Below are 26,693 nucleotides of genomic sequence, written 5' to 3'. Positions count from 1 at the left end.
CGCGAGGCCTTCCGGAAAAGGCCACGCGCGTCCACTCAGCAGCGTATGGAAGGGTCAAATGGCTTCGGATCGTACTTCTCCCAGCTGTAGGCCGGCAAGGGCCGGGTCCGCAGGGCCGGGTCCGGGCGCGCGACCCGGCCAGTCACTGCAGGCGCTGGCCGACCCATGCCGGGACCTCGTCGAGGGCAAGGGCAAGGGCGGGCCCGTCCTCGCCACCACCCTGGGCGAGGTCCGGGCGACCGCCGCCCTTGCCTCCAATACGACCGGCCACGTGGGCCAGAAGTTCGCCCGCCTTGACCCGACCCGTTGCGCTGCCGTTCACGCCTGCGACCAGGGCGGCCTTGCCGTCCTGGGCACCGGCCAGCAGGACCACGGTATCGCCCAGCTGCTGCTTGAGCCGGTCCACCGCCTCGCGCAGGCCCTTGGCATCGATGCCCTCCAGGCGGGCGGCAAGCACCTTGATGCCGGCCACGTCGACGGCGGCCGCGGCCAGGTCGGCGGCCGCGCTGCTGGCGGCCTTGGCCTTGAACGACTCGATCTCGCGCTCGAGCCGGCGGATGCGGTCGGCCAGGGCGCGGGCCTTGTCGGCCACGTCGCCGCGGTTTCCGCCCAGCGCGGCGGCGGCCTCGTCCAGGCTGCGCTCTTCGGCGGCGATGTAATCCAGCGCACCCTGCCCGGTCACCGCCTCGATCCGGCGCACGCCGGCCGACACGCCGCCTTCGCCGGTGATCTTGAACACGCCGATGTCGCCGGTACGGCCCACATGGGTACCGCCGCACAGTTCGGTGGAGGTGTCGCCCATGCGCAGCACGCGCACGTGTTCGCCGTACTTTTCGCCGAACAGGGCCATCGCGCCGAAGTCCAGCGCTTCCTGCATCGCCATGTGGTGCACTTCGGCCGCGTGGTTGGCGCGCACCTGCGCGTTCACGCGGCGCTCGACCTCGGCCAGCTCGGCCGCCGTCATCGGCTGGAAGTGGGAGAAGTCGAAACGCAGGCGGTCCGGCGCGACCAGCGAGCCCTTCTGCTGCACATGCGTGCCGAGCACCTCGCGCAGTGCAGCGTGCAGCAGGTGGGTCGCCGAATGATTGAGCACGGTCGCCGCGCGGCGCTGGCCATCGGCCGTCGCCGCCAGCGTGTCGCCCACCGCGATGCGGCCCTGCTCCAGCCGGCCGACATGGCCATGGAACTGGCCGGCGAACTTCTGTGTATCGGCCACGGCGAAGCGGGTCTCCGCCTCGGCCAGCACGCCGGTGTCGCCCACCTGGCCACCGGACTCGGCGTAGAACGGAGTACGGTCGAGGAACACGATGCCCTCCTCGCCGGCCTCCAGTGCGCCGGCCGGCCGGCCATCGCGCAGGATCGCCACGACCTGCAGGCCATCGGACTCCAGGCGGTCATAGCCGAGGAAGGCCGTTGGCTGCAGTTGGGCGACCAGCTCGGCCGGCAACGTGGTGCCGCCGCCGAACTTGCCGGCCGCGCGCGCGGTCTCGCGCTGCTGCTCCATCGCCGCCTCGAAGCCGTCCATGTCCACCGACATGCCACGCTCGCGGGCCATGTCAGCGGTCAGGTCCACCGGGAAGCCGTACGTGTCGTACAGGCGGAACACATCCACGCCCGGGATCATTCCGCCGGTGGCGCGGGTGGCGACGTCGTTGAAGATGCGCATGCCCGAGTCCAGCGTCTCGGCGAAGCGCTCCTCTTCGGCCTTGAGCGCGCGCTCGACCAGCTCGCGGGCGGCCGGCAGTTCAGGATAAGCCTCGCCCATCAGGTCCGACAGGGTTCCGACCAACTGGTGGAAGAAAGGCTGGCGCACGCCCAGCATCCAGCCGTGGCGCAGCGCGCGGCGGATGATCCGGCGCAACACGTAGCCACGGCCTTCGTTGGACGGCAGCACGCCGTCGACGATCAGGAAGGCGCTGGCGCGGATGTGGTCGGCGATCACGCGCAGCGACTTGTTTTCCAGGTCGGCGGTGCCGGTCAGCTCGGCGGCCTTGCCGATCAGCGCCTGGAAGATGTCGATCTCGTAGTTGCTGTGCACGTGCTGCAGGATCGCCGCGAGGCGCTCCAGCCCCATGCCGGTGTCCACGCACGGGGCCGGCAGCGGCACCAGGGTGCCGTCGGGCTGGCGGTCGAACTGCATGAACACCAGGTTCCAGATCTCGATGTAGCGGTCGCCGTCCTCGTCGGGCGAGCCCGGGGGGCCGCCGGCGATGTGGGCGCCGTGATCGTAGAAGATCTCGGTGCACGGCCCGCAGGGGCCGGTGTCGGCCATCTGCCAGAAGTTGTCGGAGGCGAACGGCGCACCCTTGTTGTCGCCGATGCGGACGATGCGCTCTTCCGGAACGCCGACCATGTCGCGCCACAGCGCGTAGGCCTCGTCGTCGGTGTGGTAGACGGTGACCAGCAGGCGCTCGGCCGGCAGCTTCCACACGCCGGTCAGCAGCTCCCACGCCCAGGCGATGGCGTCCTTCTTGAAGTAGTCACCGAAGGACCAGTTGCCCAGCATCTCGAAGAAGGTGTGGTGGCGCGCGGTATAGCCGACCGAGTCGAGGTCGTTGTGCTTGCCGCCGGCGCGCAGGCAGCGCTGGACGTCGGCCGCGCGCACATAGCTGCGCTTCTCCGCGCCCAGGAACACGTCCTTGAACTGGACCATGCCCGAGTTGGTGAACAGCAGGGTCGGATCGTTGCCCGGCACCAGCGGGGCCGAGGGCACGATGGTGTGGCCCTTGCCCTGGAAGAACTCGAGGAAATCGCTGCGGATACGGGCGGTGCTGAACGGTGTGGAGGTCATCGGGCTTCGCTGGCGGACGGGTCCGGGCCGGGAAGGCGCGCTAGCGGCCCGGCTGGACGGGAATGGGACCCGCAAAGGGTAGCAGAGCCGGGGGCCGGGACGGCTGGCCCGGGGCCGGGCGTCCCGGGTCCGTGCACTCAGTCGTCGGGGTCCCAGCGGGTCGCCCGGCGGATGCTGTCGCCGTCGAATCCGCGCCGGGCCAGCAGGTCAGCGGCCTTGCGTCGCCGGGCCAGGTCCAGGGAGTCGGCCGGACCGAAGCGGCGCCGCACGAGATCCCGGGCCACTTCCATCCAATCGCCCTCGAAGGTTGCGAGGGCAGTCGCTATCGCGTCGCTTCCCAGCCCGTGGGTGCCCAGTTCGGCCCGGATGAACAGCGGACCGTAGCTGTTGGCGGCACGGCTGCGCACCAGGAACTCGGCGAAACGCGCGTCGTCCTGCCAGCCCTCGCCCGCGAGCCGGTCGACGGTGGCCGTCGCCTCACCGGAGTCCACGCCCTTGGCTGCCAGCTTGCGGGCCAGTTCCTTGCGCGAATGCTCGCGCCGGACCAGCAAGCCCATCGCGCGCTGCGCCGGGGTGGGTTCCGGGCGACGCTTGCGGCCAGCCGGAGCGGGCCCATCAATCTGCGCGCCATCGCCGTCGCCCGATGGGCCGCCCTTCGGATCGCGGAACTCCTGACTCATTGTTCGCCCGGGAAATATGCGCCATCCATGGCGCCTGCCCTCCTGGCTTTCAAAGACCGCTCCCCGCCATCGCGCCACTGACAGCACTCCGGCGGGGAACGGTTACCCGTTGCACCCGCGTGGGTGCTCAGTCCTCGCCGCCGTCTTCGCTGCGCGGGGCCTCGCCCGGCTGGAACTTCTCGCGCAGCTCGGCCTCGAGCTTGGCCGCCACCGCCGGGTTCTCGCGCAGGTACTGGCGCGAATTGTCCTTGCCCTGGCCGATGCGCTCGCCGCCGTAGCCGTACCAGGCACCGGACTTGTCGACCAGCTTGGCTTCCACGCCCATGTCGATCAGCTCGCCCTCGCGGCTGATGCCTTCGCCGTACAGGATCTCGGTGACGATCTGCTTGAAGGGGGGCGCCAGCTTGTTCTTGACCACCTTGATCTTGGTCTGGTTGCCGATGATCTCGTCGCCCTTCTTGATCGCGCCGATGCGGCGGATGTCCAGGCGCACCGAGGCGTAGAACTTCAGCGCGTTGCCGCCGGTGGTGGTCTCCGGGCTCTGGCCGGGCATCATCACTCCGATCTTCATGCGCAGCTGGTTGATGAAGACCACGAGGGTGTTGGAGCGCTTGATGTTGCCGGTCAGCTTGCGCAGGGCCTGGCTCATCAGGCGGGCCTGCAGGCCCGGCAGCTGGTCGCCCATCTCGCCTTCGATCTCGGCCTTGGGGGTCAGCGCGGCGACCGAGTCGACCACCACGATGTCCACCGAGCCGGACCGGACCAGCATGTCGGCGATTTCCAGCGCCTGCTCGCCGGTATCCGGCTGCGAAACCAGCAGGTCGTCGACATTGACGCCCAGCTTGGCCGCGTAGATCGGGTCGAGCGCGTGCTCGGCGTCGATGAAGGCCGCCGTGCCGCCCTGCTTCTGGCATTCGGCGATCGCCTGCAGGGTCAGGGTGGTCTTGCCCGAGGACTCCGGACCGTAGATCTCGACCACGCGCCCCTTGGGCAGGCCGCCGATGCCCAGGGCGATGTCCAGCATCAGCGAACCGGTCGGAATGACCTCGGTCGGCTCGATGACCTTGTCGCCCATGCGCATCACCGAGCCCTTGCCGAACTGCTTGTCGATCTGGCTCAGGGCCGCAGCGAGTGCGCGCTTCTTGTTCTCGTCCATCGTGGAATCCTCGGTGTCAGTGGTGTGGCGTGAAGTCTGGCGGGCCGTGGTCGCACAGGCTGCGACGGTGGCCGGGGAACACAAAACTAGGCGAGCCGATGCGGCCTTCCCATCGCCCGGCGACGCGCCCGGCTGTGGGAAAACGCCGCGCCGCCGGCCGGATTGCGGGCAGCCGGCGCGGCCATCAGCGGTTGGGCCGGACCAGGCCGCAATACAGGCCCTCGATGGCGAAATCCTGGTCGGGCAGCACCTCGATCGGCGCGTAGTCGGGGTTGCGCGGCAGCAGCCGGATGCGGTCCTTGCCGACCTTGAGCAGCTTGACCGTGATCTCGTCGTCCACCCGCGCCACCACGATCTGGCCCGAGCGCGCGTCGCGGGTACGGTGCACGCCGATCAGGTCGCCGTCGAAGATTCCCTCGTCGCGCATCGAGTCGCCCTGCACCTTGAGCAGGTAATCGGGCGAGGGCGAGAACAGCACCCGGTCCAACACCAGGAAACTCTCGGCCATGTCGGCCGGCACGTCGGCGCCGATCGGCGCGCCGGCGGCGACCCGGCCAAGCACCGGCAGGCGCAGCGCGTCGTCGTTCATGGCCGGCGGCAGGGCCAGCTCGCCCTGCGGCAGTTGCGGTGCGACCTTGACCCGGATGCCACGGGCACGTCCCGGCAGGCGCTCGATCGCCCCGGCCGCCTCCAGCGCCTCCAGGTGGTACTGCGCCGCGCGCACGCCCTTGAAGCCGAAGGCACGGGCGATCTCGGCCTGCGAGGGCGGCATGCCCTCCGCTTCGATCCGCTCGGCGATCAGGGCGAGGATGGCTTGCTGGGTGTCGGTCAGGTCCATGGTTAGTAGTAATACTACTAACACCCGCCGCGTGCAACTGCCCCAGCTCCTACCGCCGCCCGCTCCGCCAGATCGACAGCAGGATCCATAACCCGGTCAGCGCGGCGCCGACGAAGCCGGCCACGCCCAGCGCCAGCAGCCAGCGGCTGGGAACCCCGCCCCCTGCGCTGTTCATCACGATCGACGAGCCGATTACCAGGGCGGCGGTGACCACGCCCATGGTCAGGCGGTTGGCGGCGCGGTCGACCTGCTCGCCGAAGGCCTTCAGCGAGGTGACCTCGATCTGCATGTTCAACCGCCCGCGGCGCGCGGCGCGCAGCAGGCGGCGCAGCTCGCGCGGCAAATCGCCGGCCAGCTCCAGCGCGTCGATAGCACCGCGCCGCCCGCGCCGCAGCAGTGCGCGCGGCGAGTAGCGGGCCAGCAGCACCTTTTCCACGTACGGGCGAGCGGCGCCGGCCATGTCGAAGTCCGGGTCGAGCTGGCGACCGAAGCCTTCCAGGGTCAGGAACGCCTTGATCATCAACGCCAAGTCGGGCGGAAGGCTCAGGCCGTGGTCGCGCAGGATCGTGGTCACGTCCAGCAGCATCGCGCCCATGCGCAGGTCTTTCAGCGGCACGCCGCGGTACTGGTCGACGAAGGCGCCGATGTCGGCCTGCAGGCGCGTCTCATCCGCTTCCCAGGCGCCCTCGCCCCATTCCATGAGCACGTCGGTGACCGCTTCGGCTTCGCGCTCCACCAGCCCGTGCAGCAGCTGCACGATCTGGATGCGGCGCTGCTCCGAGACCCGCCCGACCATGCCGAAGTCGATCACGCCGATGCGCTCGCCCGGCAGGTAGAAGATGTTGCCCGGATGCGGGTCGGCGTGGAAGAAGCCGTCCTCCAGCACCATCTTCAGCACGATGCCGGCCCCGACCTGGGCCAGGCGTTTCCGGTCCATGCCCGAGGCATCGACCGCGGCCAGGTCCGGGCCGGGGATGCCGGCGACGAAGTCCTGCACGTTGAGCCGCTCGCAGGTCCATTGCCAGTGCACGCGCGGCACCACGATCTCGTCGTGGCCGGCGAAGTTGGCGGCGATGCGCTCGGCGTTGCGGCATTCGGCGGCGAAGTCCAGCTCGCGGCGCAGCGACTGGGCGAACTGCTGGACCACCTCGCGCGGACGGTAGCGGTGCAGGTCCGGCGCCTGCGCCTCGACGATCTCGGCCAGCCGCGCCAGCAGCCTCAGGTCGGCCTCGACGGTATCGCGGATGCCGGGGCGGCGGATCTTCAGCACCACCGCGGTGCCGTCGGCCAGCCAGGCGCGATGGGTCTGGGCCAGCGAGGCGGCGGCGATCGGCGCTTCATCCAGCTGCGCGAATACCGCCTCCGGTTCGGCGCCCAGGTCCTCGACCGGTTGCGGCCGCACGCGCTCGAAGGGCAGCGGCGGCACCGCGTTCTGCAGCTTCCCGAGTTCGGCGATCCACTCCGGGCCGAACAGGTCCACGCGCGTGGCCAGCACCTGGCCGAGCTTGACGAAGGTCGGGCCGAGGTCTTCCAGCGCGCGACGCACGCGCTCGGGCGGGGCCATGTGCGCCATCGCCTGCGGGTCCTGCCAGTGCAGCAGGCGGCCGGCGCGTTCGAGCGCGCCGGCCAGGCCGATGCGTCGGACCATGTCGCCGAAGCCGTAACCGACCAGGACCGAGGCGATCTGCTGCAGGCGGCCGAGGTCGCGGACGGTGCCCAGGGTCTCCCACATCAGCGGGCCCTCGCCGTGCGGACGCGGCCCGCGTTCACGGCAGCAGCTCCGCGATCCCGGCCAGCGCCTGGCCCACGGTCTGCCGCCGCACCGCCTCGCGGTCGCCGTCGAAATGGAACACCTGCGCGCGCGCGTACCCGCCGCGGCGCTTCCAGGCGATCCACACCGTGCCCACCGGCTTGTCGGGACTGCCGCCACCGGGCCCGGCGATGCCGGTCACCGCCACCGCCACGCTGGCGCCGGAGTGGACCAGCGCGCCGGAGACCATCTCGATCGCGGTTTCGCGGCTGACCGCGCCGTGCTCTTCCAGGGTCTGCGGTCGCACGCCGAGCAGGCCCTGCTTGGCTTCGTAGCTGTAGACGACCATGCCGCAGTCGAACCAGTCCGAGGATCCGGCGATGTCGGTCAGGCTCTTGGCGATCCAGCCGCCGGTGCAGCTTTCGGCGGTGACCAGGTGGTCGCGGGTGGCGCGCAGGCGCTCGCCGAGGGCATCGGCCTGTTCGCGCAGCTGCGCATCGGAAGGGATCGGCATTGTCCGGGGTACCGCAGGGGGAATGCCCCACCTTTTAGCCCAAACGCCGCCGCGTGTCTGCCGGTGCGGCGGCGGTCGGCGATGGCGCGGCGAAGCGTCGGCCTTGAGTCGGCTGGCTGAAGCGCCGCAGTCGGAGCTGGCGGGTTGAAGCGCCGGCTTCGGACCTGATGGGTCGAAGCGTCGGCTTCGGAAGGGGCCGCCGTGCCCTGGGGAGAGGGCCCATCCCTCGGGACGACATCCTGTCTTTACTCGGGTCGTGGCACATCCATGTGCCACTTGGGCCCTCTCCCCAGGACACGGCGTCCTCGGGGATCTTCGGGGTCGTGGCTTCGATTGATGGCGGGTCTTCGGACAAGGACAGGGCGTGCCGCTTTTGCCCCTTGCCGTTTACCTCATTCTTCGCGCCAAACCTGATCGCTCGAAGCGTTGCAATGATCGAAGCCACGCCCGTGACGCGCCGAAAGGACGCCGTTCTGTCGCCATGGGGGTCGAGCGGCACAGGGATGTGCCGCGGTCGCGAGCTGAGGCAGGGACGCCGGCGCGAGCGACGACCCCCATGGCGGCAGGACGGCGGCCCCGTCCGGAGCCGACGCTCTTGGATACTCCCGAAGAGAACCGGTTCAATCTCCGATGCTCCCGCGAAACACTGTGCACTTCTGATCCGGCCTGGCACTGCTGCGGGCCACCTTGCAACGCACCGGGTCGGCAAGCAGGACAAGCACCCACAAAGAAAAGGGGCCGCCAATGGCGGCCCCTTCTTGCCTTCCCCGCCTGCGCTCAGTAGCGCACGCGCAGGGTCACGCCGTACAGCCGCGGCGAGCCGAGGAAGGCGTTCCACGAACCGGTCTGGATCGGCGCGTCGATGCCGACCTGCTTGTAGGTCTCGTCGGTGAGGTTCTGGCCCCACAGCTCGACCGTCCAGCGCCCGCCCTGGTCGCCCAGCACCACGCGCGCGTTGAGCAGGGTGTAGGCGTCCTGCAGCTTCTCCGGATCCAGGTCCGAGCCGGTGTTGTACTCGGACATGTACTTGGCGCCGATGTTGAACCGGCCCACCAGGCTGGCGCCGATGTCCCACTCGTAGGTCATGTTGACGTTGCCCGACCACTCCGGCGCGAAGCTCATCTGGCTGCCCGGCAGCAGCACCAGGCCGGCGTCCGGCAGCGGGTCGTCGCCGTACTTGGTGTCGGCGTAAACCAGGCCGGCCTGCAGCGAGAGGCCGTCGACGCGGGTATTCCACAGCAGCTCGGCGTCCACGCCCTGCGAGGTGACCTCCGGGATCGAGCGCACCACGAAGCTGGTGCCCAGGAAGCTGTTGAGCTGGAAGTCGGTGTATTCCTGGTAGAACAGCGCCGCGTTCAGCAGCAGGTTGCCGTCGGCCCAGGTGGTCTTGGTGCCCAGCTCGTAGCTGTCGACGAACTCGCCCGGGAACGAGGTGTCGTCCACCGGGATGATGCCCTGGGTGCCGCTGGAAAGGCCGTTGGACGACTGTACGCGGTCGAGGTTGAAGCCGCCGGCCTTGTAGCCGCGCGCGTACGAGGCGTAGGTCATCACGTCGTCGGTCCAGTTGTAGGACAGCTTGAGCGTGCCGGACCATTCCTTCTCGTCGCGTTCCTGCTCGGTGGAGCGGCCGTTGTGGGCCACGTTCGCCCACGGCAGGCAGGTGAAGCCGATCACCTGCGGGGCGATCGTGGGCACCGCCGCGGCCGGCACGCCGCGCGAGACCAGGGCCGCGCCGATGCGCTGCAGCGCGGCCGGGTTGACCTGGCCGTTGGGCAGGAAATACGAGGCGCAGGCCTGGCTGCCGTTGGGGTTGGTGTAGTCCGACTCCAGCGTCTTCTTCTCGCTGGTGTAGCGCAGGCCGACGGTGACGTCGAACGCGTCGGTGGCGTGCCAGGTGTTGTTGGTGAAGATCGCGGTGCTTTCGGCGTTCTGCTTGTAGGTGTCGAGCGTGGCCAGGCCCGGGAACAGCGTGCCGAACGGCCGGCCGGTGGCCTGCGACAGGAACAGCGGCGCATCGGGGCGCGCGGCCAGCGCCGGGTTGATCTGGCCCAGCAGCGCGGTCGACAGGTACGGCTCGTAGGCGGCGCCGTAGCGGTAGGTCTCGTTGCGGTCCAGGTCCTCGTTCGAGTAGAACAGGCCGACCATCCAGTCGATCGTCTCGCTCGAACCGGTCAGGCGGAATTCCTGGCTGAAGGTCTCGAACTTGGTCAGCGACTCGTCCTCGTCCGGCGCGCGGTACAGCACGTCGGCGGCGCTGTAGTCGAAGTCCAGGCCGTTGATCGCCTGCCACTCGCGCCAGCCGGTGATCGACGTCAGCACCGCGTCGTTGGCCCACGGCGTGGTCCAGTTCACTTCCGCCTGGAAGCCCTTGTCCTTGATGTCCTGTTCGGTGCTGCGGTTGCTGTAGGCCAGGCGGCGGTCGGGATCGGCCACCGGGATCACCGCTTCGCCGCCCGGGGTCAGGGCATTGAGGATCGCCGCGGTGGGGCCGCGCACGGTGGTCACGGTGACGCAGCAGTTCTCCTCGCGGCTGGTGTAGTCGGCGGCGAAGTTCACCTCCACGGTATCGGCCGGCTCCCAAAGCAGCTGGCCGCGCAGCGTATGCATGTTCTGGTCGCCGTCGTCCGTCTCCCGGCGCGGGCCGTTGGCGACGCGCACGTCATCGACGCCGTCGCGGGTGCGCTGGGCCGCATAGATGCGGAACGCGCTGTTCTCGCCGAGCGCGTCGTTGTACGCGCCGGAGACGCCCACCGCGCCGTAGTTGCCGACGGTGAGCTCGCCCTCGGCGCTCTGGGTGTAGCTCGGGCGGCGGGTGACCACGCTGATCACGCCGGCGGAGGTGTTCTTGCCGAACACCGTGCCCTGCGGACCCTTGAGCACTTCGATCCGCTCCAGCTCGCCCAGGTCGGTGAAGCCGACGCTGTTGCGCGCCCGGTAGACGCCGTCGATGACGATGCCCACCGACGACTCCAGGCCGGCGTTGTCGCCGACCGTGCCGATGCCGCGGATGCGGGCCACGGTCTGCGCAGCGCTCTGCGTGCTGGTCACGGTCAGGCCCGGCACCAGCACCTGCATGTCCTTGATGTCGCGCACGCCGGTGTCCTGCAGCAGCTGCTCGCTGAGCACGTTGACCGTGATCGGCACTTCCTGCAGCGCCTGCTCGCGCTTCTGCGCGGTGACGGTGAGCGCCGAGAGCGTGACCGGTTCCTCGTCCTCCGCCGTCGGCGTGGCTGCCGCCTGTTGTGCGTGCGCGGCGGGAACGACCGCCAGCGCGGCGAGCACCGCGATCGAAAGTCCGGTGTGTTTCAGGGTTGCGCAGGCCATGGTTCCCTCCCCAGGGTGGTGTGATGGCGATGTGTCGTCGATGTCGATGTCGATGTCGATGCTGCAGGCGCCCTTCCCAGGCGGCGGCCCGGCGTCCATTCGGACCGGTATCCACGTCACGGACGTTAAACCCGCTTTACAAATACCGCATTTTGCGCTGCGACGATACGGCGATGCCCTTTTCGGGATGGAGCCTGCGACGCTCAGGGGTGGCCGCAGCGCACCCCGGCGCAAGCGGCTTCCCCGGGCCGTTCCATCTGCAGGGTCACGTGCGCGACCCCATGCCGGGCCAGCAGGCCCGCCAGTTCCTGCCTCACGACGGCCGGGTCGCTCCCGTCCGCGACCACCACGTGCGCGGTCATGGCCGGGGTGCGCGAGGCCAGCGCCCAGACGTGCAGGTCGTGGATGCCGGCCACCTGCGGGTGCGCGCCGAGATCGGCGCGCAGGCGGGCCAGGTCCACGCCATGCGGCACCCCTTCCATCAGCACGTTGAGCGCCTCGCGCACCAGTACCCAGGTCCGCGGCAGCACCCACAGGCCGATCAGCACGGCCAGCAGCGGGTCCACCCACAGCCAGCCGGTGAAGCGGATCACCAGCGCGGCGATGACCACGGCCAACGAGCCGAGCATGTCGCTCCACACTTCCAGGTAGGCGCCCTTGAGGTTCAGGCTCTGGCCGCTGCCGGCATGCAGCAGGCGCATCGCCACCAGGTTGCAGGCCAGGCCGACCACCGCCACCACCAGCATGCCCAGGCTCGCCACCGGCAACGGCACCCGGAAGCGCTGCCACGCCTCCCAGAGGATGTAGCCGGCCAGGGCGAACAGCAGCATGCCGTTGGCCAGCGCGCCCAGTGCTTCGAAACGCGCATAGCCGTAGGTACGCCGCGCGTCCGGCGGGCGCCGCGCGAGGCGCACCGCGACCAGGGCGATGGCCAGCGCCAGGGTGTCGGTGGCCATGTGCGCCGCGTCGGAAAGCAGGGCCAGACTGTTGGTCAGCCAGGCGCCGGCGATCTCCACCAGCAGGACCGTGGCCGTCAGCCCCAGCGCCCACCACAGCGGTCGCTCGAAGCGGATCTCCGTGGGCACGTGGCTGTGCCCGCCGTGGCCGTGGTCGTGGCCGTGGCCATGTGAGTGCGTGGGTCCGCACTCGGCGGGATGGGTGTGGCCACCATGGCCGTTGCCATGGGCATGGCCGCTGTGGTGGCCGGCTCGCGCGGGCGGCGTTGCGGGGTGGGCGTCGTGCTCGTGCGTCATGCCGACACTATTGCGGCCCGCCCCGCCGGAGACTATTACACCGCCGGGGCATGCGACCGGCGGCCGCCATGCCGGCGATCAATCCCGCGGACGCGCACTGCCCGCTTCCACCGCGGACCAGACCCGCAGCAGGTTGCCACCCAGGATCTTGCCCAGGTCCTCGTCCGAGTAGCCGCGCGCCTGCAGCGCGGCGACGAGGTTGGGGTAGTCGGCGACGTTGCGCAGGCCTTCGGGCAGGTTGCCCGAGACGCCGTCGAAGTCCGAGCCCAGGCCGACGTGGTCGATGCCCAGCAGCTTGACCCCGTAGTCGATCTGGTCGGCCACCGCGTCGATCGCCGTCGGGCGCGGGGGATGGGTGCGTTCCCATTCGTCCTCGAACGCGGCCTTGTCTTCTTCCGGCCTGCCGGCCGCGCGCGCGGCGGCATTGCGCTGCTCCAGCGCGGCGGCTGCGACGAAATAGGCCTGGGTGTCGGCGGCCATCTGCGGATTGACGAACGCGCTGCCGAAGGTGACCTGGACCACGCCGCCGCGGGCGGCGATGGCCTTGGCCAGTTCGTCGCTCAGGTTGCGCTCGAACCCGGGGGTGAAGTGGCGAAAGCCGGAATGGCTGGCGATCACCGGCACCCGGCTGAGCGCGACCGCCTGGCGCACCGCGTCGTCGGAGAGGTGCGAGACGTCGACCATGATCCCGAGCCGGTTCATCTCCGCGACCACCTGCCGGCCGAACGGGCTCAGCCCCTGCCACTGGCGCTGCCGGCCGTAGGACGAATCGCTGATCCGGTTGCTCTCGCTGTGGGCCAGGGTGATGTAGCGCACCCCGCGCGCGTGGAAGCGCTCCAGTTCGGCCAGGTCGTCGCCCACCGGCGCGCCGTTCTCCATGCCCAGCGCCAGCAGCACCCGGCCACCCTCCCGCAGGCGGCCGACGTCGCCGGGCGAGGCCAGCAGCGCGAACCTGTCCGGATGGCGGCCGACCATCGCCTCCACCGCGTCGATCTGCTTGTGCGCGATCTCGCGGGCGGTGCCGGCCCGGTCCTGCCCGGGCGAGGTGTAGATCGACATGAAGGCCACGTCCAGCCCGCCTTCGCGCGCCCGCGGGTAGTCGAACTCGCGGTCCGGGGTGAGCGCGCCCAGGTCCCGCCAGCCATCCATCAGTTCACCCGGCGCATCGATGTGGGTGTCGACGATCAGGGCCTCGCGGGCGAGCTGGCGCGGATCGGTGCGAGCTTCGGCGGCGAACAGGTTTCCCGTGGCCAACAGCACGGCCAGGCAGACGGAGAGGCGATGGGGCATGGGACTTCCTGCGGATATGCGGGGTCCCGATGCTATCGCCTATCCGGCCTGCCGATCGAGGCCGCCGGTCACGGGCTGCGCGGCAGCCCGAGCTGCCGGCAGCGCGGCCAGGCCCGTGAACCACCGGCATCGCCCCGGTTGACCGGACCGCGCCGGCGATGAACAATCGTTGCCGAAGGGGAGTAGCTCCCGACGTGTCGACCGTCATTTCGAGCCTGCGTGCTCCGGTCCCACGGCAGCCCGACGGGCTGTGAGCGAGACCTTCGCCGCGACGGCGAAGGCATGTCCCCGGATCCCCGTTCCCACGGTTCCCGAGATGTCCGCGCCCGCGGCCGTCCTCCACTTCATGCGCGGGAATCTCGATGGAAACGATTGGCAATCCCTGGTTGTGGGCCAGCTTCGGCGGCCTGGTGGTGGTCGCCCTGATGGTCGACCTGGTGCTGATGCGCCACGGCGGCGCACACAAGGTGACGTTCAAGGAGGCGATGTGGTGGAGCCTGGGCTGGGTGGCGCTGGCGCTGGCCTTCAATGGCGGACTGTGGTGGTACGTCCACGAGACCGCCGGGCTGGCCCAGGCCAACCGCGTCGGCCTGGAGTTCCTGACCGGCTACCTGGTCGAGAAGTCGCTGGCGGTCGACAACATCTTCGTGTTCCTGATGCTGTTCACCTATTTCGCGGTGCCGGAGGAGCAGCGCCAGCGCGTGCTCGTGATCGGCATCCTGCTGGCGATCGTGCTGCGCGCGATCCTGATCTTCGCCGGCGCGGCGCTGCTGGCGAAGTTCCACTGGATGCTCTACGTGTTCGGCGCGTTCCTGCTGCTGACCGGGGTGAAGATGTGGTTCGCCGCCGGCAAGGAACCGAGCCTGGAGAACAACCCGGTGCTGCGCTGGCTGACCGCGCACGTGCCGTTCGTGCGCCGCTACCACGGCGGCGCGCTGTGGCTGGGCAGCGGCCGCCGGCGCAAGTTCACTCCCTTGTTCATCGTGCTGGTGATGATCGGCATCACCGACGTGATCTTCGCGGTGGACAGCATCCCGGCGATCTTCGCGATCACCTACGACCCGTTCATCGTGCTGACGTCGAACGTGTTCGCGGTGCTGGGCCTGCGCGCGATGTTCTTCCTGCTGGCCGGCATGGCCGATCGCTTCCACCTGCTGCCGTACGGGCTGGCGGTCGTGCTGGGCTTCATCGGCGCCAAGATGCTGGTGGTGGACGTCTACAAGATTCCCGTGCTCTGGTCGCTCGGCGTGGTGGCGCTGATCCTGGGGACGACCATCGCCTTGAGCCTGGCCCGCCCGGCCCGGCGCGCCGCGGACGGGTGACGCCCGGACGGGCAGCGCCTGCCCTGCCGGCGCGTGGGTCCACGCCCTCGTGCCGGCAGGCGGTCGATGCGTGCCGGGCAGCGCCGGGCAAGGGCGGCGTCTGGCGGGCGCCGCTTGCCGCAGGGATCGGGTCGACCGGCCATGCCGCCGCTCCGGTGGCCTGGCCGGCGTGCGCTGCGCATGCACGCAGCCGGCCAGCGTCGGCGATACTTCCACCCTTGGCGTTCGACCTCGCCACGCGCGACCTGCGCCGGCCAGCGAGGGTCGATCTTCCGACCGTCGAGATCGCCTCCAGATCGCTCACGCCCACTTCGAGCCCGTAATGCAAGACCCAAGACAGCCGCAAGTCGTTGAAAAGGAACAAGGGGCGCGGAAACCGCCGGGCGCGCCCGAACACACGCCTCTGATGAAGCAGTTCTTCGCGGCCAAGTCCGAGTATCCGGACCTGCTGCTGTTCTTCCGCATGGGCGATTTCTACGAGCTGTTCTACGACGACGCGCGCAAGGCCGCGCGCCTGCTCGACATCACCCTGACCCAGCGCGGCAGTTCGGGCGGTGCGCCGATCCCGATGGCCGGCGTGCCGGTGCATGCCTACGAGGGCTACCTGGCGCGCCTGGTCGCGCTGGGCGAATCGGTGGCCATCTGCGAACAGATCGGCGACCCGGCGCTGGCCAAGGGCCTGGTCGAACGCAAGGTGGTGCGGATCGTCACGCCCGGCACGGTCACCGACGAGGCGCTGCTGGACGAACGCCGCGACACCCTGCTGATGGCGGTATCGCGAGGAAAGAGCGGCTACGGCCTGGCCTGGGCCGACCTGGCCGGCGGCCGCTTCCTGGTCAACCAGGTCGACGGCGAGGACCAGTTGCTGGCCGAACTGGCGCGGCTGGAGCCGGCCGAGCTGCTGGTCCCCGACGAGGAAGGCCTGCCGCCGATGAGCGCCGGCGCGCTGCGCCGCCGTCCGCCCTGGCTGTTCGACCCCGACAGCGGCCGGCGCCAGCTGCTGCGCTTCTTCGGCCTGCACGACCTCACCGGCTTCGGCATCGAGGACAAGTCGCTGGCCGTGGCCGCCGCCGGCGCTTTGCTCGGCTATGTCGAGGAGACCCAGAAGCAGCAGCTGCCGCACCTGACCTCGATCTCGGTGGAGACCGCGGGCGACGCGATCGCGATGAATGCCGCCACCCGCCGCCACCTGGAACTGGACAGCCGGGTCGACGGCGACACCCGCCACACCCTGCTCGGCGTGCTCGATTCGACGATCACGCCAATGGGCGGGCGCCTGCTGCGGCGCTGGCTGCACCGGCCGCTGCGCGATCGCGCGGTCCTGGACGGGCGCCACCATGCGGTGGCGACGCTCGTCGAACGTGGCGCCGACCGCGACCTGCGCGAAAGCTTCCGCGGCCTCGGCGACATCGAACGCATCCTCACCCGCGTCGCCCTGCGATCGGCGCGGCCGCGCGACCTGTCCACCCTGCGCGACGGCCTGGCGATGCTGCCGGCGCTGCGCGAGGCGCTGGCGCCGCTGGATTCGCCGCGGCTGCAGGCGCTGGCCGACGAGATGGGCCGCCACGACGAGACCGCGCACCTGCTGGCTTCGGCGATCGCGCCGCAGCCGCCGTTGAAACTGGTCGACGGCGGCGTCATCGCCGAAGGCCATGACGCCGAGCTCGACGAACTGCGCCGGCTGTCCACCCACGCCGACCAGTTCCTGGTCGACCTGGAGGCGCGCGAACGCGAGAGCAGCGGGATCGCGACCCTCAAGGTCGGCTACAACCGCGTCCACGGTTACTACATCGAGATCAGCAAAGGCCAGGCCGACAAGGCGCCGGTGCACTACACCCGTCGCCAGACCCTGACCGGCGCCGAGCGCTACATCACCGAGGAACTGAAGGCGTTCGAGGACAAGGTACTCTCGGCGCGCGACCGTTCGCTGTCGCGCGAGAAGTTCCTGTACGAGGCGCTGCTCGATTCGCTCAACGGCGTGCTCGAGCCGCTCAAGCGCTGCGCCGCCGCACTCAGCGAGCTGGACGTGCTGGCCGGCTTCGCCGAGCGCGCGCAGGCGCTGGACTGGTCGCGCCCGGAACTGGTCGAGGCGCCCTGCCTGCGGATCGAGCGCGGCCGCCATCCGGTGGTCGAGGCGGTACGCGACGAGCCGTTCGAGCCGAACGATCTCATCCTGCACGCCGAAAGCGTGGACAACCCCGAACTGCCGCCGCGGCGGATGCTGGTGATCACCGGCCCGAACATGGGCGGCAAGAGCACGTACATGCGCCAGAACGCGCTGATCGTGCTGCTCGCCCACATCGGCAGCTTCGTGCCCGCGTCGCGCGCGCAGATCGGCCCGATCGACCGGATCCTGACCCGGATCGGCGCGGGCGACGACCTCGCCCGCGGCCAGTCGACCTTCATGGTCGAGATGGCCGAGACCAGCTACATCCTGCATCACGCGACGAGCCAGTCGCTGGTGCTGATGGACGAGATCGGCCGCGGCACCTCGACCTACGACGGCCTGGCCCTGGCCGATGCGGTGGCGCGCCACCTGGCCGCGGTCAACCGCTGCTGGACCCTGTTCGCGACCCACTACTTCGAACTCACCGCGCTGGCGACGCCGGACAGCGGCATCGCCAACGTGCACCTCGATGCCGTCGAACATGGCGATGCGCTCGTGTTCATGCACGCAGTGAAGGACGGCGCGGCCGACCGCAGCTTCGGCCTGCAGGTGGCGGCGCTGGCCGGCCTGCCGAAGGCCACGCTGCAGCAGGCGCGGCGCCGGCTGGCCGAGCTGGAGCAGCGTGGCCGCGAAAGCCATGCCTCGGAAATGGCGCCGCAGGCGCTGGACGCGCCGCAGCAGTTCGGCCTGTTCGCCGCTGCGCCTTCGGCGGCGCAGGAAGCGCTGGCCGCGCTGGACCCCGACGAGCTGACGCCGAAGCAGGCATTGGAAGCGCTGTACCGGCTGAAGTCGCTGCTGTAACGATGCCGGAGCACGGCGTGGCGTAGCGACCGCAAATGCCCTGCCCCGTAGAGCCGGGCTTGCCCGGCTGCTTCCTCGGATAGAGCCGGTTTGCCCGGCTGCGCACTTCCGTGGAGCGACGTCGCGTCAAAGCAGCGGGGCAAGCCCCGCTCTACGACAGCACGGGCTACCGCCGTCGTGGCGCTTGCCAGAGCCGACGGCTCTCATCCCGAAGAAGCGACGACCCTCGAGCCGCGCGGAGACGTGGCGGGTCGGGTGGGTCGTGGCAGCGGACATGGATGTCCGCGGTAGCGAGTGCGCACATGGATGTGCGCCCGAGCGGCCACGACCCACCCGGCCCGCCGCGGCTCCCACCGGAGCCGACGCTTTCCATACGCCCTGCCGCCATCGCGCCTTCCACCAGAGCCGACGCTTTCCGCGCGCCCTACCGCCATCGCGGCTCGCAGCTGACCGACGCCTTTCATCCCCGTGCCACCGCGCGATCACATCGCGCGCGTGTCCGCTGGCGGATTCATCCAGTTGTCGTGGCGGCCATCGGCATGGCGGACCGGGCCCGACACCAGTTCGTCGATGCTGGCATCGTCGAGCGTGTTGACCAGCACCGAGACGAACCCGCCGCCGGCTTCGGCGATGTAGCCGTGGCCGTAGAGGTTGACCCCGCAGCGGCTGCAGAAGCGATGGTGGATGTTGCCCTCGCCCCAGTCCTTGCCGTAGTCGCCGAGCAGCGCTTCGCCATCGAGCAGTTCGAAGTCGGTCGCCCGCGCGCTCCAGTTGCGGATCTTGCTGCAGTAGGTGCAGTTGCACTTGCCGGTGCCGGCGGCCAGGTCGAGCGTGGCCCGGTAGCGGATCGCTCCGCAGTGGCAGCTGCCGTGGTAGGTCTTTTCCATGTCGTCGACTCCCGTCAGTTCCCGGCGCCGGCCATGGCCGGATGCGGATGCGCCGGCGCCAGCGCGTCGTCGCGCGCGTTGGCGGCGATGGCCGCCGGTCGCCGTCCATGCCGGCTGGCGAATTCCACGAATGCCGGCTTCTTCTCCAGCACGCCGATCATCATGTAGTAACCGAGGAACGCGGCCATGTACAGGTCGGCGGTGGTGAAGCGGTCGCCGACCAGGTGTTCGCGGCCGGCCACGGCCTGTTCGAGCACGCGCAGCACGTCGGCCTCGCTGCCGTAGCCGGCGTTCATCGGCGCGGCGAACGCACCGGCGTGCTTGGCGGTGAACATCGCTTCGACGGGCCCGGCCAGGAAGAACAGCCAGCGGTAGTAGTCACCGCGTTCGGGTGAACCTGCCGGCGGCGCCAGGCCCTTCTCAGGCACCAGTTCGGCCAGGTAGGCGCACACGGCAGCGTTCTCGGTGACCACGGTGTCGCCGTGGCGGATCGCCGGGACCTTGCCCATCGGGTTGATCGCCAGGTAGTCGGGCGCCTTCATGGTGGTGCCGAAGTCGAGCACCACCTCCTCGTACGGCAGGCCGGTCTCCTCCAGCATCCAGCGGGCGATGCGGGCGCGGGACATCGGATGGGTGTAGAAGGTCAGCGTCTTGCTCATGGTCGCTCCGTCACTGGAAGGGAGCCGGCAGTGTGCGCCGCGCCTGCTGACAGCAGGTGTCAGCAGTGGAGTCCCGGTGGCCGGCGCGCAGTGCGCACGCGGGCACCGCGCGCCGGAGCGCGATGACTGGAACGCGCGATCGGTGGCTGCGACCGGCGCGCGGATGCGGGCTCCGGCGGCGACCCGGCGCCAGCGGCCGCGGTCAGTCGCCAGGCCGGCGCAGGCGCTGCCGCTCCCAGCGCCGGATCAGCCGCTGGCGCTGCTCCGGATAGCGCCGACCGGTGTCCTCCAGCCCCAGCACGCGGTCGGCGCGGAAATGGCGGAAGTCCGCGCGCGATTCGCACCACGCGGCCAGCAAGCGCATGTCGGCGAGGAAGGCCATCGCGAACGGCCAGACCAGGCGCTCGCTTGCCCGGCCCTGGGCATCGCGATACCACAGGCGCACCGCGTTGCCCTCGCGGATCGCGCGGCGCAGCGCCGGCAGCCATGGCTCCGGCGGCACCGGGCTCCAGTCCGGCGCGAACAGGCCGCTGGTCTCCACCTGCAGGCGCAGCCCCTCCGGCAGCACGCCGACGACACGGTCCAGCGCACGACCGGCCGCCTCGGCCAGTTCGGGATCGGCATGCGAGGCCACCCAGCGCGCGCCCAGCACCAGCGCCTCCAACTCGTCGGGCGAGAACATCATCGGCGGCAGCATGAAACCGGCGCGCAGCTGGTAGCCCACGCCCGGGTCGCCGGCGATGACGGCGCCCTGCGCTCGCAGCGCATCGATGTCGCGATAGAGCGTACGCAGGCTGATCCCGAGCTGGTCTGCAAGCTGGGCGCCGCGGACTGGCCGCCTCCGGCGGCGGAGGTCGTCCAGCAGATGGAGAAGGCGGGTGGCGCGGGTGGTCATGGTCGGCAGGCTCCGCGCGCATGCCGCGACGCAGCATGACCTGCGTCCACCCCGCATCCTGGTCGGCTCATCGGTCGCACGAATGGATGCCACGCATAGCGATAGTCAATGCACATGGGATCTTTAGGATCATTCGATTTCACCTCGCCTGCACCGCCGGCATAAGGTGGGCTGGCTTACACACGCACGGGCGACGCAACGCCGGGCGCAAGGGAGGACAACCCCGACCCTGAACCGTCATCGCCAGGCGATTCCATCGTACGGTCCCCGGTCGCGATCGCGACCGGGCCGGCGCACACGCGAACCAAGGAACGATGCCATGTCTACCGAGAACAAGTGCCCGGTCAACCACGCCGCCGCCGGCGGCGGCACCAGCAACCGCTTCTGGTGGCCCAACCAGCTGCGCCTGGACCTGCTCAACCAGCACTCCGCGCGATCCAACCCCCTGGGCGGCCATTTCGACTACGCCGCCGAGTTCAAGAAGCTCGACTACCACGAGCTGAAGAAGGACCTGCGCGCGCTGATGACCGATTCGCAGGACTGGTGGCCGGCCGACTTCGGCCATTACGGCGGGCTGATGATCCGCATGGCCTGGCACAGCGCCGGCACCTACCGCATCGGCGATGGCCGCGGCGGCGGCGGCCGCGGGCAGCAGCGCTTCGCCCCGCTCAACAGCTGGCCGGACAACGTCAGCCTGGACAAGGCGCGCCGCCTGCTGTGGCCGGTCAAGCAGAAGTACGGCCAGAAGATTTCCTGGGCCGACCTGATGATCCTGGCCGGCAACGTCGCGCTGGAGACGATGGGCTTCCGCACCTTCGGCTTCGGCGCCGGCCGCGAGGACACCTGGGAGCCGGACCTGGACGTGTACTGGGGCCGCGAGACCAAGTGGCTGGGCGGCGACGAGCGCTATTCGCGCGGCTCGCCCGGCGTGGACGACAAGCACGGCGTGCTGGTCAAGGATGACGACAGCATGGTCAAGCACACCCGCGACCTTGAGAACCCGCTGGCCGCAGTGCAGATGGGCCTGATCTACGTGAACCCGGAAGGCCCGGACGGCAATCCCGACCCGCTGCTCGCCGCCAAGGACATCCGCGATACCTTCGGCCGCATGGCGATGGACGACGAGGAGACCGTGGCCCTGATCGCCGGCGGCCACTCCTTCGGCAAGACCCACGGCGCGGCCAGCGCCGAGAACGTCGGCGTCGAGCCCGAAGCGGCCGACCTCGAGTTGCAGGGGCTGGGCTGGGCCAACCGCCACGGCAGCGGCAAGGGCGCCGACACCATCACCTCCGGCCTGGAGGTCACCTGGACCCAAACCCCGGCGCTGTGGAGCAACAAGTTCTTCGAGAACCTGTTCGGCTTCGAGTGGGAGCTGGAGAAGTCGCCGGCCGGCGCCCACCAGTGGGTGGCCAAGGACGCGCCGGAAGACGTGCCGCACGCGCACGACCCGGCGAAGAAGCAGCGGCCGAAGATGCTCACCACCGACCTGTCGCTGCGCTTCGACCCCATCTACGGGCCGATTTCCAGGCGCTTCCTCGAGAACCCGCAGGCGTTCGCCGATGCCTTCGCCCGCGCCTGGTTCAAGCTGACCCACCGCGACATGGGGCCGCGCGCGCGCTACCTCGGCCCGGAAGTGCCGAAGGAAGAACTGATCTGGCAGGACCCGGTCCCGGCCGTGGACCACCCGCTGGTCGAAGCGGGCGACGTCGACGCGCTGAAGAAGAAGATCGCCGACGCCGGCCTGTCGGTCGCCGAACTGGTATCCACCGCCTGGGCCTCGGCCTCGACCTTCCGCGGCGGCGACAAGCGCGGCGGCGCCAATGGCGCGCGCATCGCGCTGGCGCCGCAGAAGGACTGGGCGGTCAACCAGCCGGCGCAACTGGACAAGGTGCTCAGGGCGCTCAGGCGCATCCAGGCCGACTTCAACATCGACGCGCCCGGCGGCAGGAAGATTTCCCTGGCCGACCTGATCGTGCTGGCCGGCGGCGCGGGCGTGGAGCAGGCGGCGAAGGCCGCCGGCTTCGAGGTCCGCGTGCCGTTCTCGCCGGGCCGCACCGACGCGCGCCAGGACCAGACCGACGTGGCGTCCTTCGCGGTGATGGAGCCGTATGCCGACGGCTTCCGCAACTACCTGCGCGGAACCTCGGCGGTGCCGGCCGAGCACCTGCTGGTCGACAAGGCGCAACAGCTCACCCTCACCGCACCGGAGATGACCGCGCTGGTCGGCGGGCTGCGCGTGCTCGGCGCCAATGTGGATGGCTCGTCGGCCGGCGTGTTCACAGAGCGCCCGGGCGTACTGGGCAATGACTTCTTCCGCCACCTGCTGGACATGGGCACGGAATGGAGGGCGACCGGCGCCAACGCCTATGAGGGACGCGACCGCAGGACCGGCCAGGTGAAATGGACCGGCAGCCGCGTGGACCTGGTGTTCGGTTCCAACTCGGTGTTGCGCGCGCTGGCCGAGGTCTACGCCAGCAGCGACGGCGAAAGGAAGTTCGTCGACGACTTCGTCGCCGCCTGGCACAAGGTCATGGAGCTCGACCGCTTCGACCTGCGCTGACACCCGGCGACCACAGCGGCGTGGCCCGGCGCGTGCAACGCACTGGGCCACGCCATTCGCCTCCCGCCCGCGCGGGCAGCGCCAACCGCACCGCCCGCCGGTCGGCGCGCGCCCCATCGGCCGGTGCGGCAGGCGTATCTTGGCCTCCCGACCGGGCAAGGAGAACGCCATGAACCAGCCCCTGCTCACCGAAGAACTGCTCGCCCAGCTGCAGGGCGCCCCGCTGCAGCAGCTGTCGCGCCAACTGGGCACCGACCCGGACCAGACCGGCAACGCGGTCGCCGCCGCCCTGCCGCTTCTGCTTGGCGCCCTGGGCCGCAACAGCGCCCAGCCGCAGGGCGCGCAAGCCCTGTACGGAGCGCTCCAGCGCGACCATGGCGGTGGCATGGACCTGGGCAGCGTGCTGGGGGCCGTGCTCGGCGGCGGCACTTCGCGGCAGACCGATGGCGCCGCGATCCTCGGCCACGTCCTGGGCCGGGCGGAGCCGCGCACCGCCCAGGGCCTGGGCCAGGCCACCGGCCTGGGGAGCGGCCAGGCGATGCAGCTGCTGGCGATGCTCGCGCCGATCGTGATGTCATTCCTGGCCAACCGCAGCGCGCGCCAAGGCCTGGATGCCGGCGGCCTGGGCGAGCTGCTCGGCCAGGAGCGCACGCAGGTGCGCCAGCGCGCAGGCGGCGGCGCGCTCGACGCGCTGCTCGACCAGGACGGCGACGGCGACGTCGATGCCAGCGACCTGCTCAACCTGGGCATGGGACTGTTCGGCGGGAGACGCTGAAGGCCTGTCGGTGCCGCATGCAGCGGGTTCGCCCCGCTATGCCGCCCCGGCTCTTTCCACTCGCCGCCGGGCCGCGCAGGGTAGCCGGGCAAGCCCGGCTCTACGGGCACCGGCCGATGAGGGCCTAGAGCGCGTCGATGTCGCCCAGCGCCTGGATCAGGCGACGGGCGCGCTTGTCCGGCTTGTGTTCGGGCGGCCTGTAGCCATCGCGCATGGCAGCGCGCTGCAAACGTTGCTGCTCGCGGCGCGCCCGGGACGCATCGGTTTCGGCGTAGAGCGCCCGGGCCACGGGGGCGGGGCCACGCGTGTCGCTCAGGTCGAGGACGACCACATCGAAGACTTCCTCGCCGCGGGTGACCTGCAACGTGTCGCCCACGCGTACCGCGCGCGAAGACTTGGGGCGCTGGCCGGCCACGTCCACCTTGCCGGTTTCCACCGCCTGCTTGGCCAGGCTGCGGGTCCTGAAGAAGCGCGCGGCCCACAGCCACACGTCCAGCCGCACCGGGTTCGGAGGAAGCGCGTCAGTCATCTCGTTCTCCGCGGGTTCCTTGCCGGCCGTGCCGCGCCGGGCCCGGGTCCAGGGTAGCGGCAGGTGCCGTCGTCGACCCTGAACGCGAACGGCCGCCCTGGGGCGGCCGTCGCGGTATCGCAGCGCGGAAGGGCGCGATCAGCCGGCGGCCTTCTCGGCCTTGGCTTCGGCCTTGGCCTTGGCCACCGCGGCCAGGTCTTCCTTGATGCGGGCGGCCTTGCCTTCCAGGCCACGCAGGTAGTACAGCTTGCCGGCGCGGACCTTGCCGCGGCGCTTCACGTCGACCGAGTCGATGGTGGCGCTGTGGGTCTGGAACACGCGCTCGACGCCATAGCCGTGCGAGATCTTGCGCACGGTGAACGAGGAGTTCAGGCCGGCGTTCTTGATCGCGATGACCACGCCTTCATAGGCCTGCACGCGCTCGCGGTTGCCTTCCTTGACCTTGACGTTCACCACGACGGTGTCGCCCTGGCTGAACTTCGGCAGTTCGCGGGTGATCTGGGCGGATTCGAATTCCGCGACGATGGACTTGTTCAGCTTGCTCATGGTGACCGACTCAATGTGTTCGGGTGGGCGTGTCGTGGTCGACAACTCGGGCCGATGCGGTCGCAGAATTGCGCCGCACGTGATTGTTATGGGGTCCAGCCAGGGCGGAGCCGCCCGCAGGAACCAGGTATTGTAGCCGCTTTGGCGGCCGCGGGCTACCTGCCCCGGAACCCATCCGGCGCGTCCCCGGCGTGCTCCTGGCGCCAGTCGTCCAGCAGCTTCTGGTCGGCCTTCGACAGGATCCGGCCCTCAAGCAGGTCCGGGCGCCGCAGCCAGGTCCTGCCCAGTGCCTGCTGCCGGCGCCAGCGGGCGATAGCGGCGTGGTTGCCCGAGCGCAGCACCTCCGGCACCGTGCCATAGGCGTGCTCGACCGGGTGGCTGTAGTGCGGGCAGTCCAGCAGGCCGTCCTCGAAGCTGTCCTGCTCGGCCGAACCGGCGTCGTTCAGGACCCCGTCCTGCAACCGCGCGACCGCATCGACGACCACCGCCGCGGCCAGTTCGCCGCCGGACAGGACGTAATCGCCAATCGACAGTTCCTCGTCGACCTCTGCCTGGACCAGGCGCTCGTCGATGCCCTCGTAGCGCCCGCACAGCAGGGCCAGGCGCGGCAACGCGGCCAGCTCGCGGGCCTTGGCCTGGTCCAGCCGGCGCCCCTGCGGGCTCAGGTAGACCACGCGTGGTCGCACCGGATCGGCCCCGCGCATCGCCGCCAGGCAGCGGCGCAGCGGCTCGACCAGCATGACCATGCCCGGCCCGCCGCCGAAGGTGCGGTCGTCCACCTTGCGGTAGTTGCCCTCGGCGTGGTCTCGGGGGTTCCAGCCGTGCAGCGACAGCAGCCCGCGTTCGCGCGCGCGACCGACCACGCCGAACGCGGCGCATTGGTCGACGAACTCGGGGAACAGGCTGACGATGTCGATGCGCATCGTGACTCCCGCCGGCGAGGCCGGCATGGCGTACTGGCTGGTGTACTGGCAACAGGCGATCCGCCACGCGGGCGGACGCCCTCAGAACTCGGGATCCCAGTCGACGGTGATCGTGCCGGACTCGAAGTCCACCGACTTCACGTAATCGGGCTGGACGAACGGCAGCATGCGCTCGCGTTCGCCGCGCACCACCATCACGTCGTTGGCGCCCGTCGACAGCAGGTGCGAGACCTCGCCCAGGGCCACGCCCTCGACGGTGACCACGCGCAGGCCTTCCAGGTCGACCCAGTAGTACTCGCCCGGTGCTGGCGGCGGCAGGGCTTCGCGCGGGACCAGGATCTCGGTGCCGCGCAGGGCTTCGGCCGCGTCGCGGTCGCTGACGCCGGGCACCGTCGCGACGACGTGCTTGCCGCCGTCACGACCGCGCACGCCCTGCACCTCGCGCTCGACGCCGTTGGCCGAGCGCAGGATCCACGGCTGGTAGCGGAGGATCTGCGCGCGCGGCTCGGTCCAGGACTGCAGCTTGACGTCGCCACGCACGCCGACGGCGCCCGACACCGCACCCAGCAGGACCAGCTTGCGGGGCGTGGTGGAGCGCGCGTCGTCGTTCATGCAGTGCGTTCCGGGAGGAACAGGGCCACCGGCGAACCGGCGGCCGGGCCGGATCAGGCGGCGGTCGCCTGGGCCTTGGTCGCTTCCTTGTACAGGTTGCGGACCTTGTCGGTCAGCTGCGCGCCATTGCCGACCCAGTGGTCGACGCGGGCGATGTCCAGCACGATGCGCTGGTCGTTGCCGGACGCGACCGGGTTGTAGTAACCGACGCGCTCGATGTTGCGGCCGTCGCGGGCGCTGCGCGAGTCGGTGACGATGATGTGGTAGAACGGGCGCTTCTTGGCGCCGCCGCGGGTGAGACGGATCTTGACCATGGTGGTTTCTCGGTGTTGCCCAGTCGCCAGGGTGGCGAGGTAAGCCGGCAATTGTAGGGGACCCGGCCGGGGTGGACAACCCGCGCCCGCCCGTACGGCACCCGGGA

Annotated in this window: 21 protein-coding genes; 4 read left to right on the top strand and 17 right to left on the bottom strand. The window is 70.3% G+C overall.

Annotated elements, in window-relative coordinates; translation table 11 throughout:
- Positions 1–142 precede the first annotated feature (142 nt).
- The 9 genes from alaS to CSC66_RS11445 form a co-directional block, all read right to left on the bottom strand.
- Positions 143–2,791: an alanine--tRNA ligase gene (gene alaS, locus CSC66_RS11485; protein WP_162377534.1), complete on the bottom strand. Its 2,649-nt coding sequence runs from the start codon at positions 2,789–2,791 to the stop codon at positions 143–145.
- A gap of 137 nt (positions 2,792–2,928) precedes the next feature.
- Positions 2,929–3,471, bottom strand: coding sequence for a recombination regulator RecX (recX, locus tag CSC66_RS11480; protein ID WP_162377533.1), 543 nt, complete (start codon positions 3,469–3,471; stop codon positions 2,929–2,931).
- 127 nt (positions 3,472–3,598) lie between these two features.
- Entirely contained in the window at positions 3,599–4,627 is a 1,029-nt protein-coding gene (gene recA / locus CSC66_RS11475) for a recombinase RecA (protein ID WP_162377532.1), read from the bottom strand.
- A gap of 184 nt (positions 4,628–4,811) precedes the next feature.
- Positions 4,812–5,465, bottom strand: a complete 654-nt coding sequence (gene lexA, locus CSC66_RS11470) for a transcriptional repressor LexA (RefSeq protein ID WP_162377531.1) — start codon at positions 5,463–5,465, stop codon at positions 4,812–4,814.
- Between the two features lie 49 nt (positions 5,466–5,514).
- Positions 5,515–7,197, bottom strand: a complete 1,683-nt coding sequence (ubiB, locus tag CSC66_RS11465; RefSeq protein ID WP_162377530.1) for a 2-polyprenylphenol 6-hydroxylase — start codon at positions 7,195–7,197, stop codon at positions 5,515–5,517.
- A gap of 34 nt (positions 7,198–7,231) precedes the next feature.
- On the bottom strand, positions 7,232–7,729 hold the full coding sequence (locus CSC66_RS11460; protein ID WP_162377529.1) for a CinA family protein: 498 nt from the start codon (positions 7,727–7,729) through the stop codon (positions 7,232–7,234).
- 777 nt (positions 7,730–8,506) lie between these two features.
- The gene (locus CSC66_RS11455; protein ID WP_162377528.1) at positions 8,507–11,053 is read right to left on the bottom strand and encodes a TonB-dependent receptor; all 2,547 of its coding nucleotides are present in this window, start codon (positions 11,051–11,053) and stop codon (positions 8,507–8,509) included.
- A 203-nt stretch (positions 11,054–11,256) separates the two neighbouring features.
- Entirely contained in the window at positions 11,257–12,306 is a 1,050-nt protein-coding gene (locus tag CSC66_RS11450) for a cation diffusion facilitator family transporter (RefSeq protein ID WP_162377527.1), read from the bottom strand.
- A 78-nt stretch (positions 12,307–12,384) separates the two neighbouring features.
- Positions 12,385–13,596, bottom strand: a complete 1,212-nt coding sequence (locus CSC66_RS11445) for a dipeptidase (RefSeq protein ID WP_162377526.1) — start codon at positions 13,594–13,596, stop codon at positions 12,385–12,387.
- A gap of 362 nt (positions 13,597–13,958) precedes the next feature.
- On the opposite strand from CSC66_RS11445, the gene CSC66_RS11440 reads away from it, so the two are divergent.
- Positions 13,959–14,918: a TerC family protein gene (locus CSC66_RS11440; protein WP_162377525.1), complete on the top strand. Its 960-nt coding sequence runs from the start codon at positions 13,959–13,961 to the stop codon at positions 14,916–14,918.
- A 406-nt stretch (positions 14,919–15,324) separates the two neighbouring features.
- A complete protein-coding gene (gene mutS, locus CSC66_RS11435; RefSeq protein ID WP_162377524.1) occupies positions 15,325–17,886 on the top strand; it encodes a DNA mismatch repair protein MutS in 2,562 nt (853 codons plus the stop codon).
- 482 nt (positions 17,887–18,368) lie between these two features.
- Here mutS and CSC66_RS11430 read toward each other — a convergent pair whose 3' ends face one another.
- The 3 genes from CSC66_RS11430 to CSC66_RS11420 form a co-directional block, all read right to left on the bottom strand.
- Entirely contained in the window at positions 18,369–18,773 is a 405-nt protein-coding gene (locus CSC66_RS11430; protein WP_162377523.1) for a GFA family protein, read from the bottom strand.
- Positions 18,774–18,787: 14 nt separating this feature from the next.
- Positions 18,788–19,432: a glutathione S-transferase family protein gene (locus tag CSC66_RS11425; RefSeq protein WP_162377522.1), complete on the bottom strand. Its 645-nt coding sequence runs from the start codon at positions 19,430–19,432 to the stop codon at positions 18,788–18,790.
- 202 nt (positions 19,433–19,634) lie between these two features.
- Positions 19,635–20,327, bottom strand: coding sequence for a helix-turn-helix transcriptional regulator (locus CSC66_RS11420; protein ID WP_162377521.1), 693 nt, complete (start codon positions 20,325–20,327; stop codon positions 19,635–19,637).
- Between the two features lie 319 nt (positions 20,328–20,646).
- On the opposite strand from CSC66_RS11420, the gene katG reads away from it, so the two are divergent.
- A complete protein-coding gene (gene katG / locus CSC66_RS11415; protein ID WP_162377520.1) occupies positions 20,647–22,887 on the top strand; it encodes a catalase/peroxidase HPI in 2,241 nt (746 codons plus the stop codon).
- A gap of 169 nt (positions 22,888–23,056) precedes the next feature.
- Entirely contained in the window at positions 23,057–23,662 is a 606-nt protein-coding gene (locus CSC66_RS11410; RefSeq protein WP_162377519.1) for a DUF937 domain-containing protein, read from the top strand.
- 124 nt (positions 23,663–23,786) lie between these two features.
- Here the strand turns inward: CSC66_RS11410 and CSC66_RS11405 are convergent, their stop codons facing one another.
- The 5 genes from CSC66_RS11405 to rpsP all read right to left on the bottom strand — a co-directional run bounded on the left by CSC66_RS11405 (position 23,787) and on the right by rpsP (position 26,586).
- Complete coding sequence (locus CSC66_RS11405) at positions 23,787–24,191, bottom strand: RNA-binding S4 domain-containing protein (RefSeq protein ID WP_162377518.1); 405 nt, start codon at positions 24,189–24,191, stop codon at positions 23,787–23,789.
- A gap of 138 nt (positions 24,192–24,329) precedes the next feature.
- Positions 24,330–24,737, bottom strand: coding sequence for a 50S ribosomal protein L19 (gene rplS, locus CSC66_RS11400; RefSeq protein ID WP_162377517.1), 408 nt, complete (start codon positions 24,735–24,737; stop codon positions 24,330–24,332).
- A 155-nt stretch (positions 24,738–24,892) separates the two neighbouring features.
- Positions 24,893–25,660: a tRNA (guanosine(37)-N1)-methyltransferase TrmD gene (gene trmD, locus CSC66_RS11395; RefSeq protein WP_162377516.1), complete on the bottom strand. Its 768-nt coding sequence runs from the start codon at positions 25,658–25,660 to the stop codon at positions 24,893–24,895.
- Positions 25,661–25,741: 81 nt separating this feature from the next.
- A complete protein-coding gene (gene rimM / locus CSC66_RS11390; RefSeq protein WP_162377515.1) occupies positions 25,742–26,272 on the bottom strand; it encodes a ribosome maturation factor RimM in 531 nt (176 codons plus the stop codon).
- Between the two features lie 53 nt (positions 26,273–26,325).
- Positions 26,326–26,586 (bottom strand): 30S ribosomal protein S16, encoded by a 261-nt coding sequence (rpsP, locus tag CSC66_RS11385; RefSeq protein ID WP_162377514.1) that lies wholly within the window; start codon positions 26,584–26,586, stop codon positions 26,326–26,328.
- Positions 26,587–26,693: the final 107 nt, after the last annotated feature.

The sequence above is a fragment of the Pseudoxanthomonas kaohsiungensis genome, assembly GCF_010211765.1.
Lineage (GTDB): Bacteria > Pseudomonadota > Gammaproteobacteria > Xanthomonadales > Xanthomonadaceae > Pseudoxanthomonas > Pseudoxanthomonas kaohsiungensis.
The sequence above is the reverse complement of the archived record's forward strand: the minus strand, read 5'-3'. Positions and strand labels throughout refer to the sequence as shown.

Excerpts from the sequence above, each read along its gene's own strand:
- CSC66_RS11460 (WP_162377529.1), bottom strand. The coding sequence starts at position 7,729 with ATGCCGATCCCTTCCGATGCGCAGCTGCGCGAACAGGCCGATGCCCTC.
- trmD (WP_162377516.1), bottom strand. The coding sequence starts at position 25,660 with ATGCGCATCGACATCGTCAGCCTGTTCCCCGAGTTCGTCGACCAATGC.
- alaS (WP_162377534.1), bottom strand. The coding sequence starts at position 2,791 with ATGACCTCCACACCGTTCAGCACCGCCCGTATCCGCAGCGATTTCCTC.
- CSC66_RS11430 (WP_162377523.1), bottom strand. The coding sequence starts at position 18,773 with ATGGAAAAGACCTACCACGGCAGCTGCCACTGCGGAGCGATCCGCTAC.
- lexA (WP_162377531.1), bottom strand. The coding sequence starts at position 5,465 with ATGGACCTGACCGACACCCAGCAAGCCATCCTCGCCCTGATCGCCGAG.
- CSC66_RS11425 (WP_162377522.1), bottom strand. The coding sequence starts at position 19,432 with ATGAGCAAGACGCTGACCTTCTACACCCATCCGATGTCCCGCGCCCGC.
- rplS (WP_162377517.1), bottom strand. The coding sequence starts at position 24,737 with ATGAGCAAGCTGAACAAGTCCATCGTCGCGGAATTCGAATCCGCCCAG.
- katG (WP_162377520.1), top strand. The coding sequence starts at position 20,647 with ATGTCTACCGAGAACAAGTGCCCGGTCAACCACGCCGCCGCCGGCGGC.
- CSC66_RS11455 (WP_162377528.1), bottom strand. The coding sequence starts at position 11,053 with ATGGCCTGCGCAACCCTGAAACACACCGGACTTTCGATCGCGGTGCTC.
- CSC66_RS11440 (WP_162377525.1), top strand. The coding sequence starts at position 13,959 with ATGGAAACGATTGGCAATCCCTGGTTGTGGGCCAGCTTCGGCGGCCTG.
- CSC66_RS11445 (WP_162377526.1), bottom strand. The coding sequence starts at position 13,596 with ATGCCCCATCGCCTCTCCGTCTGCCTGGCCGTGCTGTTGGCCACGGGA.
- recA (WP_162377532.1), bottom strand. The coding sequence starts at position 4,627 with ATGGACGAGAACAAGAAGCGCGCACTCGCTGCGGCCCTGAGCCAGATC.
- ubiB (WP_162377530.1), bottom strand. The coding sequence starts at position 7,197 with ATGTGGGAGACCCTGGGCACCGTCCGCGACCTCGGCCGCCTGCAGCAG.
- CSC66_RS11450 (WP_162377527.1), bottom strand. The coding sequence starts at position 12,306 with ATGACGCACGAGCACGACGCCCACCCCGCAACGCCGCCCGCGCGAGCC.
- rimM (WP_162377515.1), bottom strand. The coding sequence starts at position 26,272 with ATGAACGACGACGCGCGCTCCACCACGCCCCGCAAGCTGGTCCTGCTG.
- CSC66_RS11420 (WP_162377521.1), bottom strand. The coding sequence starts at position 20,327 with ATGACCACCCGCGCCACCCGCCTTCTCCATCTGCTGGACGACCTCCGC.
- CSC66_RS11410 (WP_162377519.1), top strand. The coding sequence starts at position 23,057 with ATGAACCAGCCCCTGCTCACCGAAGAACTGCTCGCCCAGCTGCAGGGC.
- recX (WP_162377533.1), bottom strand. The coding sequence starts at position 3,471 with ATGAGTCAGGAGTTCCGCGATCCGAAGGGCGGCCCATCGGGCGACGGC.
- CSC66_RS11405 (WP_162377518.1), bottom strand. The coding sequence starts at position 24,191 with ATGACTGACGCGCTTCCTCCGAACCCGGTGCGGCTGGACGTGTGGCTG.
- mutS (WP_162377524.1), top strand. The coding sequence starts at position 15,325 with ATGAAGCAGTTCTTCGCGGCCAAGTCCGAGTATCCGGACCTGCTGCTG.
- rpsP (WP_162377514.1), bottom strand. The coding sequence starts at position 26,586 with ATGGTCAAGATCCGTCTCACCCGCGGCGGCGCCAAGAAGCGCCCGTTC.